General features: G+C 69.6%; 10 protein-coding genes. 2 read left to right on the forward strand and 8 right to left on the reverse strand.

The features are described from left to right. Positions 1–4: 4 nt before the first annotated feature. Genes E3O60_RS10830 through E3O60_RS10845 form a run of 4 tightly spaced genes read right to left on the reverse strand, consistent with a single transcriptional unit; the run spans position 5 to position 5,359 of the window. Positions 5–916 carry a carbohydrate ABC transporter permease gene (locus E3O60_RS10830; protein WP_134498051.1) on the reverse strand — a complete coding sequence of 304 codons (912 nt, stop codon included), beginning with the start codon at positions 914–916 and terminating at the stop codon, positions 5–7. Then, positions 913–1,851, reverse strand: a complete 939-nt coding sequence (locus E3O60_RS10835) for a carbohydrate ABC transporter permease (RefSeq protein ID WP_134479527.1) — start codon at positions 1,849–1,851, stop codon at positions 913–915. Before E3O60_RS10835 ends, E3O60_RS10830 begins: the two co-directional genes overlap by 4 nt. Position 1,852: 1 nt before the next feature. Beyond that, entirely contained in the window at positions 1,853–3,172 is a 1,320-nt protein-coding gene (locus E3O60_RS10840) for an ABC transporter substrate-binding protein (RefSeq protein WP_134498053.1), read from the reverse strand. Between the two features lie 24 nt (positions 3,173–3,196). Beyond that, entirely contained in the window at positions 3,197–5,359 is a 2,163-nt protein-coding gene (locus E3O60_RS10845) for an alpha-galactosidase (protein WP_134498055.1), read from the reverse strand. 211 nt (positions 5,360–5,570) lie between these two features. Between E3O60_RS10845 and E3O60_RS10850 the strand changes: the two genes are divergently transcribed. Beyond that, positions 5,571–6,725 carry an ROK family protein gene (locus tag E3O60_RS10850; RefSeq protein ID WP_134479524.1) on the forward strand — a complete coding sequence of 385 codons (1,155 nt, stop codon included), beginning with the start codon at positions 5,571–5,573 and terminating at the stop codon, positions 6,723–6,725. Positions 6,726–6,780: 55 nt separating this feature from the next. On the opposite strand, the gene E3O60_RS10855 is transcribed toward E3O60_RS10850, so the two are convergent. From E3O60_RS10855 to E3O60_RS10865, 3 genes are read right to left on the reverse strand one after another with little or no spacing between them, the layout of a single operon-like run. Then, positions 6,781–7,869: a D-2-hydroxyacid dehydrogenase gene (locus E3O60_RS10855; RefSeq protein ID WP_134498057.1), complete on the reverse strand. Its 1,089-nt coding sequence runs from the start codon at positions 7,867–7,869 to the stop codon at positions 6,781–6,783. Further along, entirely contained in the window at positions 7,866–8,885 is a 1,020-nt protein-coding gene (locus tag E3O60_RS10860) for a sugar kinase (protein ID WP_134479522.1), read from the reverse strand. Before E3O60_RS10860 ends, E3O60_RS10855 begins: the two co-directional genes overlap by 4 nt. Continuing rightward, a complete protein-coding gene (locus tag E3O60_RS10865; protein WP_134479521.1) occupies positions 8,882–9,655 on the reverse strand; it encodes a fumarylacetoacetate hydrolase family protein in 774 nt (257 codons plus the stop codon). Before E3O60_RS10865 ends, E3O60_RS10860 begins: the two co-directional genes overlap by 4 nt. A gap of 38 nt (positions 9,656–9,693) precedes the next feature. Between E3O60_RS10865 and E3O60_RS10870 the strand changes: the two genes are divergently transcribed. After that, a complete protein-coding gene (locus E3O60_RS10870; protein ID WP_241983679.1) occupies positions 9,694–10,470 on the forward strand; it encodes an IclR family transcriptional regulator in 777 nt (258 codons plus the stop codon). 25 nt (positions 10,471–10,495) lie between these two features. On the opposite strand, the gene E3O60_RS10875 is transcribed toward E3O60_RS10870, so the two are convergent. Beyond that, a complete protein-coding gene (locus E3O60_RS10875) occupies positions 10,496–11,926 on the reverse strand; it encodes an MFS transporter (RefSeq protein ID WP_134498059.1) in 1,431 nt (476 codons plus the stop codon). Positions 11,927–12,228: the final 302 nt, after the last annotated feature.

Here is a 12,228-nt window from a genome sequence, read left to right on the forward strand (position 1 = left end):
GCGGCTACTTCACCGAACCGCGGGTGACGCCGCTGACCACCCACTTCTGGGCGATGACGTAGACCACCAGGAGCGGGGCCAGGGCCATCAGGTAGGAGGCGAAGGCCACCGGGTAGTTGGTGTTGAACTGGCCCTGGAAGATGAACTGCGCCAGCGGCAGGGTCTGCGCCGACGGGTCGGAGAGCACCACCAGGGGCAGCAGGAAGTCGTTCCACGCCCACACGCAGGTGAGGATGCCGACCGTGGCGTTCATCGGGGACAGCAGCGGGAAGATCACCTTCCAGAACACCATCCAGGTGCTTGCGCCGTCCAGCCGGGCGGCCTCCTCCAGCTCCACCGGGATGGAGTTGATGTAGGCCACGAAGATGAAGATGTTGAACGAGAGCCCGTAGACCGTGTACAGCAGCACCAGGCCCACTGGGGTGTCCAGGCCCAGCATCGCGGTCTCCTTCACCACCGGCAACATGATGATCGGGAACGGCACGAAGATCGCCGCGAGGAAGTAGAAGTACAGCCCCTTGAAGAACTTCTTGTGCATGTTGCGGGCGATCGCGTAGGCCACCAGCGAGTTGGTGAGCAGGGTGAGGAACACCGCGCCCACCGTGATCAGGGCCGTGTTCATCAGCGCCCGCGGAAAGTTCGTCAGCTGGTAGGCATCCGCAAAGTTCTCCCAGCGGATGCTGGTGGGCAGTTCGAACCCGGTGCCGCCGAGCTGGTCGGGCGTCTTGAGCGCGGTGACGATGGTGAAGTACAGCGGGATCAACACGGTGAGCGAGCACACCGCGATCAGGGCGGTGAGCCACCAGTTGGTGCCGCCGTTGCCGCCGTCGAGGCGCCGGCGGGTGCGCGGTGCGCGGGTGGGCGCATCCGGCTCGGCGGGCACGGGCGCGGTGGTCTGGGTGAGGGTGTCGGTCATGAGAAGCTCGCCTCCCGGCGCTGCAGGATGCGCAGCTGGAGAAATGAAACGATGATGATGACGAACAGGTACACCACGGCGTTGGCCATCTGGTACCCGTACTCACCGCCCTGGAAGCCGCCGCGGAAAATCACGAGGGCGATGGATTCGGTGGACGTGCCCGGTCCACCGGCGGTGAGGGCCACGATCTGGTCGAAGACCTGCAGGAACGACTTGAACGAGAGCACCATGTTGATGGTGAAGTACGCGCCGATCAGCGGGAAGGTGATCGACCGGAACCGGCGCCAGCCGGAGGCGCCGTCGATGGCGGCCGCTTCGTAGAGGTCGGCGGAGATGGTCTGCAGCCCGGCCAGGTAGAGGATGACGTTGAACGCCGCCGCCTGCCAGACCGTGGTGATGACGATGCCGATCCAGGCGAAGTCGGGGCTGGCCAGCAGGTTGTCCGAGAGCCCCGGCAGGCCCAGCGCGGTGAAGATGGCCGGGAACGAGTTGGCGAACAGGTAGTTGAACACGTAGCCGATGATCAGGATCGCGAGCACGTAGGGGATGAAGAACACCCCGCGGAACGCGGCCTGGAACTTGATCTTCGAGTTCAGGCCCAGCGCGATGGCCAGGGCGATCACGTTCACCAGAATCGTGGACACGATGGCGAACCCGAAGGTGAAGCCGTAGGAGTTGAGCACCCGGTCGTCCTGGAACAGGTTGATGTAGTTCGAGAAGCCGACCAGGTCCCAGGTGCCGTAGCCGGCGTAGTTGGTCAGGCTGAAGAACATGCCACTGAGGACCGGAATGGTGTGCAGGGCGAAGAAGATCACGACGGCCGGCACCACCATCCAATAGAAGGTGCGGGGCGTCTTGGCGATATTCGAGCGGATGCGTGCCGGTGTGCGCGGCGCCGCGGCGGGCGTCTTCGCCCGCGTCATCGTGGCGGTCATCTCACTTCCCCTGTCTCTGCGTGGTGGTGCGGGCGGCGACCTTGTCCCATTCGGAATCCAGGTCGGCGAGGAAGGTCTCGGTGTCGCCGGTGATCACCAGCGTCTGGAGCAGGTTCGGCAGCGGGACCGCCGCGGGAATCTGGTGGTCGATGAAGCCGATGATCGTGCCGGCGGAGAAGTACGGCTCGAGTCCGGCCAGGGCGGGGTCGTTGTTGGGTGCAGCATCCTTGAGCGGCGAGAAGGTGCTCTGCGCCTCGGAGTATGCGGTCACGACATCGGGCGACATCAGGTAGTCCACAAACTTCTGCGCCTCGGCTGCGTGCGGGGTGTCCCGGCCGATCATGATGCCCACGTCCACCCCGGAGACCACGACGCGGGCGTCGGCGTCGTCGGTGACCGGGTAGGGGAAGGAGCCGATGGCCGCGTCGGGGTTGTTGGCGCGGATGGCGGGGATCGCGTAGGAGCCCTGCAGGTACATCGCCGATTCACCGTCGGCGAAGGCCTTGTTGCCGGCGTTGTAGTCGCGGCTGGCGAAGTTGTCCTGGCAGTAGTCGAACAGCATCGCCTCCTTGTCGGCGGCCTCGGCGAAGTCCTGGGCAAACGAGACGGTGTCGGCCCCGTTGGTGCTCTCCTCGCGGAGGGTGTCGAAGAAGCCGTCGGGCATCAGCGTGCCGCCGAGGTTGACGAAGGCGGGGTTGGCGGTCCAGGAGTCCTTCATCGTGCAGAAGAACGGGGAGACCCCGTTGGCCTGGAAGGTGTCGGCGGCCGCGACGAGCTCGGTCCAGGTGGTGGGCACCTCCACGCCGTTCGCGGCGAAGATGTCGGGGTTGTAGAGAATGCCGGAGGCGTTGCTGGCGAACGGCAGCGCGTTGACCTCGCCGGTGCCGTCGGCGCCGCAGGTGCCGAGCGACTGCACGATGTCCTGCACGGCCGGGTTGACCGTTTTGGCGACCGGGTTCTCGCCGAGGTCGGCGAAGATGCAGGCCCGAGCCAGCTCGCCGTAGTTGCCGTTCACGTTGAGCGTGAGCACGTCGGGCACCTTGTCTTTCACGAGCAGGGTGCGGATGGCGGTGTCCGGGTCTGGCACGGAGTTCTGGGAGACCCTGATGCCTGGGTTCTCGGCCTCGAAGTCCTTGATGATAGCGGTGAAGTTGCCCACGGCCTCCGGCTTGAACTGGAAGAAGTTGAGCGTGACGACGTCGCCGGCGCCGGCCGAGGCGGAGCATCCGCTCAGGGCGACGAGGGCCGCGGCCGCGACGACCATGGCGGTGGCCCGCCGGCGACGAGGTCTGGGGTGGAATGTGGTGCGGGGTGTCGTCATGGCGCCTCCTTGCGCTCGGTCCGCTTACGCGGACGTGATCTGGAAAACTGCGAGGTGTTCGGGGAAGAGCACCGGCCCCTGCAGGCCGATGGTTCGCAGTGCCCGGCCGGTGAGGGTCAGTGGCCGCTCGGCCCAGACCAGCGGGGACTGGCCGTTGCCCACGCCGGTGTGTTCCCGGTTGACCAGACGCACGCTGTAGCGGGTGTCGTCGGCCAGGCCGGTGAAACGCAGCGGCCCGACCGGGTAGGCCGCGCTGCTGGCCACCAGGCTGAAGACGAACATCGCCTCGCTCTGGTCGGCGGCGACCACGCCGCGCAGGTCGACGGCAGGGTCGGGGTGGTCGACGTGTACCGAGGTTCCGGTGTGGAAGAGGGCGCGGTTGGCCTCATAGAGGTCGATCCAGCTGATCAGCTCGGCCTCGTCGGCCGCGGACAGCGCGCTGATGTCCCACTCGATGCCGAGGTGGCCGAACAGGGCGACGCCCGCGCGCAGCGACAGGTCGTGGCGTCGCCCGGTGGAGTGCGATTCGGGGCCGCTGATGTGCGCCCCCATCAGTTCGTAGGGAACCAGCAGGCCGGTGTACTTCTGGATGGTGAGGCGTTCGATCGGGTCGATGCAGTCGCTGGTCCAGATGCGGTCGGTGTGGTCGAGGATGCCGAGGTCGACGCGGGCGCCGCCGGAGGCGCAGCTCTCGATCTCCAGGCCGGGGTGGCGGGCCTTGAGCTCGTCGAGCAGGGCGTACAGGGCCACGACGTTCTCGTGCACGGCGGCGGTGCCGGTGCGGGTGCTGCCGGCGTCGACGAGGTCGCGGTTGTGGTCCCACTTGAGGTAGTCGATGGGGTATTCCACGAGCAGGGCATCGAGGCTCTCGAGGATGTAGGCGTAGGCATCGGGGTGCGAGAGGTCGAGGACCTGCTGCTGGCGGCCCTCGACGGGCAGCCGTTCGGCGGCCTGCAACAACCAGTCGGGGTGCGCGCGGGCCAGGTCGGAGTCCGGGTTGACCATCTCGGGTTCGACCCAGAGGCCGAACTGCATGCCGAGGCCGGTTACGGTGTCGATCAGCGGGCCGAGGCCGTCGGGCCAGACATCGGCGTCGACGACCCAGTCGCCGAGGCCGGCGGTGTCGTCGCGGCGGCCGTGGAACCAGCCGTCGTCGAGCACGTACCGTTCAACACCGACGCGGGCGGCGGCCTGCGCCAGCGCGGTGAGCCGGCCGAGGTCGTGGTCGAAGTAGACCGCCTCCCAGGTGTTGAGGGTGACCGGGCGCGGGGTGCGCGGGTGCACGTCGCGGGAGCGCAGACGGGTGTGGATGCGGGCGGAGAGCTCGTTGAGCCCGTCACCCCAGGAGGCGATCACGGTGGGGGTGCTGTAGCCGGCGCCGGGGGCGAGGCGGATCTCACCGGCGGCGAGCAGCTCGCCGGCCTGCAGGAACGCCGACCCGGTAACGAGTTTCTCGGCGGCCAGTCGGTGGTTGCCGCTGAACGCCAGGTGCGCGGCGTGCACGAGGCCGCTCTCGAAGCCGAAGCCAGGGGTCCCGGCGGCCAGCAGCAGGGTCGCATCCGCGCCAGGACGGCCCTTGCGGCTGTCGCGCTGGTGCCGGCCCTGGGTGAAGGCGTGCCGCTGCGGGGAGCGTTCGCGCAGGTGCCGGCCGGTGGTGTCCAGGATCTCGGTGGCGCTGGCGGGCAGCGGCAGGGTGACGCAGAGGTCGACCAGGTCGTAGTCGTCGTCGCCGGTGTTGGTGAGCGTGAGGCTCGAGCTCAGCACGCCGGCCGCGTCGACGGCCAGGTCGATCCGGAGGGCCAGACGGTTGATGTCATCGGTGGCGTGCACGGTGAGGGTGTCGCCGGTGTGCTCGATGGCGGTGGTGAGCAGCGCGGGGGAGAAGAACCGGCCGGCGCGGCTGCCGGTCAGGCCCGGGGTGCCCTGCCAGCCGGTGGTCTCCTGGGGCAGCAGGCCGAGGCGGGCCGGCACGTCGAGACCGCCGGAGACGCGCTGGGGCAGGGTGGCCAGCACGATGGCGTCGAGGTCGGCGGCGTCGGGGGAGCCCAGGTCGGCGCCCCAGTGCACGATCACGGGCAGGGCGGGGCCGCTCGTATCGACGAGGACGCTGGTGCCGCCGTTGCGGAGATGGACGACGGCCCTGTTGTTCACGACGACACTGTTATTCACGACACTGTGGTGGGACATGTATATATTTCTATATTGCAAGTAAAGCAAAGTCAAGTTGGCCGGATCCGCCCGCAAACCCACAGATCGGCGGAAATGACGGCTTCGTTTTCTTGCGTTTTGCAACATAACCGGGCGGGCGTAACCGGTATTCTGATCGTACTCACCGGCCCGTGAGCGCCGATGGCGCCGGGGCGCCGTGCCGGCACTGTCGATCGAAAGTTGCCCACCCATGTCATCCGCCGATGCCGCCGAGCGCCGCTACCGCGCACCGTCCAGCGAGTTGGCCCGGGAGGTCCTGATCCACGGGCCGATCCTGCGCAGCGTGCTGGCCCAACGGCTCGGCCTCTCACTGGCCACGCTCACCCGTCTGGCACGGCCCCTGCTCGATGGCGGCCTGCTGGTGGAGGTGACCGAGCAGCTCGAGGGCGCCATGGGCCGCCCGGCGAAGCCGCTGGATGTGGTCGCGGACGCCCGACAGTTCCTGGGCGTGAAGCTCACCGGCGACACCGCCGTCGCCGTCACCACCGACCTGCGCGCCACGGAGGGGAGCAGGGCCACCCGCCCGCTGCCCAGCCATGAGCTGGCCGACGTCGTCGCGGTGATCGTGGACCTGGCCCGGGAGCTCGCGAACGAGCAGGAGTTCTCCGCCATCGGCATCAGCGTCGGCGGCCAGGTCTCCGACAACCGGGTGGTGGACCGCGCACCGTTCCTGGGCTGGCGCGGGGTGCCGCTGGCGGATGCCGTAGAGGCGCAGCTGAAAGTGCCGGTCATGGTCGAGAACGACGTCGTGGCGCTGGCGGCGGCGGAACACTGGTTCGGCCTGGGCCGCGGGTTCTCCAACTTCGCCGTGCTCACCGTCGGCGCCGGCGTGGGCTACGGCCTTGTCATGCATGACCAGGTGGTCAGCACCTCGCAGGCCGGCCTCGGTCTCGGCGGGCACTTCCCGCTCGACCCGGCGGGCCCGCTGTGCTTCCTGGGCCATCGCGGCTGCTCCACGGCGATGCTCACGATCCCGAGCATCCGGGGGCAGGTGGAGGTGGCCCTGGGGCGCCCGGTCAGCTACGCCGAGGTGCTCGACCTGGCGCAGAACGACAACCCGGTGGCGCTCGCCGTGCTGCGCGCCGCCGGCACCGCACTGGGCCGGCTGATCGCCGCGGTGGCCAACCTCGCCATGGTCGAACACGTCGTGCTCGCGGGCGAAGGGCTGGGCTTTCTCGAGATCGCCCGCGCCGAGATGGATGCCGCGATCCTGGCCGACCGCGACCCCGAGGCCGTCGAGGTCGACGTGCTCCTGGAAGCCAGCGGATTCATCTCCTGGGCGCAGGGCGCCGCGGCCGTCGCCATCCAGCGCACCATGGACACCCTGACGTCCCGCGAACCGTGAGCTAAGCCCCAAAAATCGCGGATTTTCGGGGCTTAAGTCACGGTTCGCGGAAGGGCTAGTAGAACTCGACGGTGTCGACCTCGTTGCGCAGGGGCCTGCCGTCGAGCAGAGCGGTGGCGTTCTCGGCGAACAGCTCGGCGATGCGGCGTTCCTCGCCGGGGTCGAGCGCGGCGGTGTGCGGGCTGACGAGGACGTTCGGCAGGTCCCACAGCGCGCTGTCGGCGGCGAGGGGCTCGGTGGCGAACACGTCGAGCGCGGCGAAACCGACCTGGCCGTTCTGCAGGGCGAGAGTGAGGGCATCCTCGTCGATGACGGTGCCGCGGCCCACGTTCACGACAGTGACGCCGGGCCGGGCGGCGGCGAAGACCGCCGCGCCCACGATGCCCGCGGTGGCGTCGGTGCCGGGCAGCGAGACGACGATGGCGTCCGCGCGGGCGGCATGCTCGGCGAGGTCGTCGATCGACACGTACTCGTCGACGTGGTCGACGGTGCTGGTGCTGCCCGCACGGCGGGCGCCGATCACGTGCATGCCGAGGGCGTGGGTGAGCCTGGCGATTTCCCGGCCGATGCCGCCCAGGCCCACGAGGAGCACGGTCTGGTCGCGCACCTGGCCGAGCGGCCGGCGGGCCGGCCAGTCGTGCTCGCGCTGCTGCTGCTGCAGTTGGGGCAACCGCTTGGCGCCGGCCAGGACGCCGAACAGGGCGAACTCCGCCAGCGGGCCACCGTGCACCCCAGCCGAGGTGGTGAATGCCACCCGCGCCAGGTCGTCGTCGCCGAGACCGGCCGACTTCACCTGGGCGCCGCCGCCGGCGGCCATGAGCTGCACCCAGCGCAGCTTCGGGTTGGCCTGCGCCGTGCGCCGGAGCGCGTCAGGGTCCACATCGGGGATGCCGTAGAGCACGTCGGCGGAGTCGACCAGAGCCTCGAACGCCGTCTGCTGGGCGGGTGTGCGGCGGAAGGCCGGGTCGCCGCGGTAGTCGGCGGGGTGCCGCATGGGCGGGAGCAGGCTTTGGTCCCGGACGAGGTCGAGGCGCGGTTCGGCCCGCTCGATGAGACGGCAGAGCTCTTCCGAGAGCGGGGAGGCCACGACGACGCGAAGTGTTGACGGGCGGAGTGTGGACGGGCGGGTGGCGCTGGTGGTCATGCGAAGGCTCTTTCTGCGGGGGTGGAGGCGTGCCTCTGAGTCTGGTGTGTGGCGGCTTCGAGGAAGGCCTCGAGGCCGGCGCGGTCTGGCAGGCCTTCCTGGTCGCCGTGGCTGGTGGTGGCGATGGCGCCCACCGCGGCGGCTCGGCTGAGCCACTCGTGCACGGGGCGGCCGTCGAGGGCGGCGCTGATGAACCCGGCCGCGAAGCCGTCGCCGGCTCCGACGGTGTCGACCGGGGACACCCTGAACGGTGGGCAGACGACGTGCAGGCCGTCGCGGGTGAAGAGTTCGGCGCCCGCCGCGCCGGTCTTGACGGCGACGACCTTCACGCCGCGGTCGAGGTACCAGCCGGCGACGCCCTCCGGCGTGCCGTGCCCGGTGAGGATGCGCCCCTCGGGCAGACCGGGCAGCACCCAGTCGGCCTGCACGGCGAGCTCGTTGACCGTCTGCACCATGGTCGCGGTGTCGGGCCAGAGCGCGGGACGCAGATTGGGATCGACGCTTACCGTGGCGCCGGAGCGCCGGGCGGCGGCCATCGCCTGGCCGGCGAGGGCGCGCGGGCCCTCGCCGAGGGCGAGCGGGATGCCGGTGAGATGCAGGTGCCTGGCGCGGCGCAGATAGGCATCCGTCGCCGCGGTGGGGGCCAGCCGGCGGGCGGCGGAATGCGCCCTGAAGTACACGACGGTGGGGTCGTCGCCGGGGCCGGCCCGGTTCTTCAGCTGGAATCCGGTGGGAGCGCCAGGGTCCATGCAGACCTCCGCGGCGTCGATGCCGAGTTCTGCCAGCCGGGCGAGTGCGAACTCGCCGAACGGGTCGGCGCCCAGCCGGGTGAGATAGCCCACCCGGTGGCCGAGCCTGGTCAGGCCTACCGCCACGTTGAACTCCGCCCCGGCCAGCCGGCGGGTGAAGTGATCGACGCCGGCCAGGATGCCGGCCTCGTCGGCCACGAACATCGCCATGATCTCGCCGAGGGTGACGACGTCGAGAGTGGCGCTCTGGTGCGTGTCGGGGGTCATGCGATGGCCTTCCGGTAGTGCTCGAGCAGGCCGACGGGTGCGGCGGCGCCGACGACGGGGTTCACCAGGGTGAGCCCGCCCACGGTGACGGCCACCCGGCCGCCGGGCAGCAGCTCGGCGTCGGCTCCCGGGGCGCCGGTGAGGATGACGTCACCCGGCTGCAGGGTGGTGATGCTGCTGAGGTAGACGATGATCTCGGCGAAACCGCGTGCCAGTGCGGTGGTCGCCGACTGCGAGACCGTCGTGCCGTCTACGGCCAGGCGGATGCCGGCCTCGATGGGCAACTCGGTGTCGATCACCGGGCCGAGCGGGGTGAACCCGTCGAAGCCCTTGCCGGCCAGCCACAGCGAATCCTGGGCCTGCAGCGCGCGAGCGGTGACATCGTTCACGGCGGTATAGCCGAGCACCACCTCGAGCGCGTCGGCCAGGCTGCGGTGCCGGGCCGGGCTGCCGATCACGAGGGCCAGCTCGGCCTCGGCGACGACAGGACCTATGCCGTGCGGTACGGGGATGGGGTCGCCGGGGCCGATGGCGCCGTGCCGCGGCTTGAGGAACGCCTGCGGTGCCAACTCCCGGTCGCCGGGCCCGCTGTTGTGGGCCATGCCGTAGATGGTGCCGGGCAGCACCGGGGCGAGCAGGGTGTGCGGCGCGAAGGGCACCTGCTCTCCGGTGCGGCGCAGGTCGGTCAGGCCGTGCACCAGCTCCACCCTGTCGCCGTGCACGATGCCGTGCCGGGGCCCGGCGCCGGTGGCCACCCGTGCGATCAGCACGGTGCGCCCGCCGTAGCGGATGCCGGTACGATCGACGCGTGAGAACCGGGGACACCGAAACGGTGGGCAAGGACATGGTGGGCAAGGCGCTGAGCCTGCTGACCGTGCTCGGCCCGCATCCCGACGGGGCCACCCTCTCGGACCTGGCCCGCTGGACCGGGTACCCGGTGACCACGACGCACCGGCTGCTCGGCTCGCTGGTGCGCGACGACTTCGTGAGCTTCAATCCGGAGACCAAGCTCTACAGCCTGGGGTTGCGCCTGTTCCAGCTCGGCGCTGCAGTGTCCAGCGCCCACGGCTTCCAGGGCGTTGCCCTGCCCGTGCTGCGCACGCTGTCGCGCGCCACCGGCGAGGCCAGCCTGATGTCGGTCCTCGACGGCGAGCACCAGCTCTACATCCACCACATCGAGGCGCGCCACCACGTGGGCGTTCGCGGCGAGACCGGCAAGCTCGGCCCGCTGCACTGCACGTCGATGGGCAAGGTGCTCGTAGCCTTCGCCGACTGGGAGACTCGTGACCACCTGGTGACGGCGCTGCCGCTGGAGCGGTTCACCAGCCGCACGATCACCGACCGGGCGGCGTTCGCGGCCGAGATCGCCCGGGTGCGCTCGCAGGGCTTCGCGGTCTCGAACGAGGAGCACGAGGAGGGCATCGTCACCGTCGGCGTTCCCGTGCTCGATGCGATGGGCATCGCGGTGGCCGCCCTCTCCGTTCCGTCGCCGGCCTACCGCACCACGGTGGAGCAGGCCCTGCAGTTCCTCGGTCCGTTGCGCGATGCCGCAGCCGAGCTGGCCGTGCTGCTGCCCCGACGCTGAGGTCGGCGCGTCGGCCGCAGCCAGGTCAGGCACGAGGGGTACCCACCGCGACGGCGACCGGCGCGGATGCGGGTGCCGCAGCCGGCAGGGAGGCGTCGTCGACGGCATCCGTCTCGAGGTCGAGGTCGCGGCCCCTGGTCTCCGGCGTGATGAAGGTGACGGCGATCGTGACACCGGTCAGCAGGAGCAGGTAGAGCGCCAGCGGCACCCAGCTGTCGCTGAACCAGGCCAGCAGCAGCGCACCGACCAGGGGCACCAGGCCGCCGGCGATGACCGCGGAGAATTCGCGGGCCACCGACACGCCGGTGTAGCGGTGCCGGGAGCCGAACAGTTCGGGCATCAGGGCGCCCTGGGCGCCGAACATGCCCCAGGTGCCGATGCCGAGGGCCACCGAGATGGCCGCGACGGTCGCCACGACGTTGCCGGTGCTGAGGATCCACCAGACCGGCACGGCGATCACGAACTGGAAGATGGCGAACCCGCGGTAGACCCGCACGCGACCGAACCTGTCGCTGAGCAGCCCGGCGACGGGCACCGTGATCGCACCGACGGCGGCGGCGAAGACCAGCGAGATGGCGCCGATCGGGCCGGCGGTGACCGACGAGCCCAGCGCGACGGTGACGACGTAGCTGATGGCCAGCACCTGGTAGATCGACGAACCGCCGTTTTCGGCCATGCGCAGGCCCATGCCGATCAGCACGGTCTTGCGCGAGGTGCGCAGGAGGTTGCGCAACGGCTTCGCCTGCACCTGTTCGTGGGCCTCGAGCTTCACGAACGAGGGCGATTCCTTGAGCTTGAGCCTGATGTACACGGCGACGCCGATCAGCACGGCGCTGGCCAGGAACGGGATGCGCCACAGGCCATCCAGGACGACCTGCTGGCTCGGGATGAGCAGCAGGAAGAAGACCAGGGCCGCGATGACGGTGCCGATTTGGATGCCCATGAATGGCAGTGACGCGAAGAACCCGCGGCGGTGGCGGGGCGCGTACTCGGTCATCAGGGTGGCGGCGCCCGCCTGTTCGGCGCCGGCGCCGAAGCCCTGCAGGATGCGGAGGACGATGAGCAGGATCGGTGCCAGGATGCCGACCTGGTCGTAGGTGGGCAGCAAGCCCATCGCGGTGCTGGCGCCGCCCATCAGGAGCACGGTGAGCAGCAGTACCGACTTGCGGCCGATGCGGTCGCCGAGCGACCCGAAGAACAGGCCGCCGAGGGGCCGCACCGCGAAACCGATGAAGTAGGTGGCGAAGGCCAGGATGCGCCCGGTGGTGGGGTCGCTGTCGGTGAAGAACAGTTCGCTGAAGATGAGCGCCGACGCCAGGCTGTAGAGCGCGAAGTCGTAGTACTCCAGTGCGCTGCCCAGCGAGCTGGCCCAGCCGGCCCGGCGCAGGTCCGCCTCGGAGATGCTCGAGTCTGCGGTGCGAGGCGGTGCGGCCGGGACGGGGGTTGACGATGACATGGAGACCTCTCTGTCTTTTGTCTGAATCCAGTGTGCATGAGCGTGCGACCGGTGACCGGCGCGGGATCAGAATTCCACAGTGTTTCCACTATGTGGGTGCCCTTTCCGCGATGCGGAAAGCAATGTCTCGCGAACTGTGAGATAAGCCCCACAAACTTCGGGCAAAGTCAATCGGTCTAAGCAACGCCGGTGGTTTGTGCTGTTGTGAGCAGCTGGGCTAGCCGGTTGGCTGGGGTTTCGAGGCCGAGGGTGGGTCGGGGCCGGCGGTTGAGTTTCGCTGCGACGCGAGCCAGATCGTCGGC

Source organism: Cryobacterium sp. TMB1-7 (assembly GCF_004402435.1).
In the GTDB taxonomy this organism is placed as follows: domain Bacteria; phylum Actinomycetota; class Actinomycetes; order Actinomycetales; family Microbacteriaceae; genus Cryobacterium; species Cryobacterium zongtaii.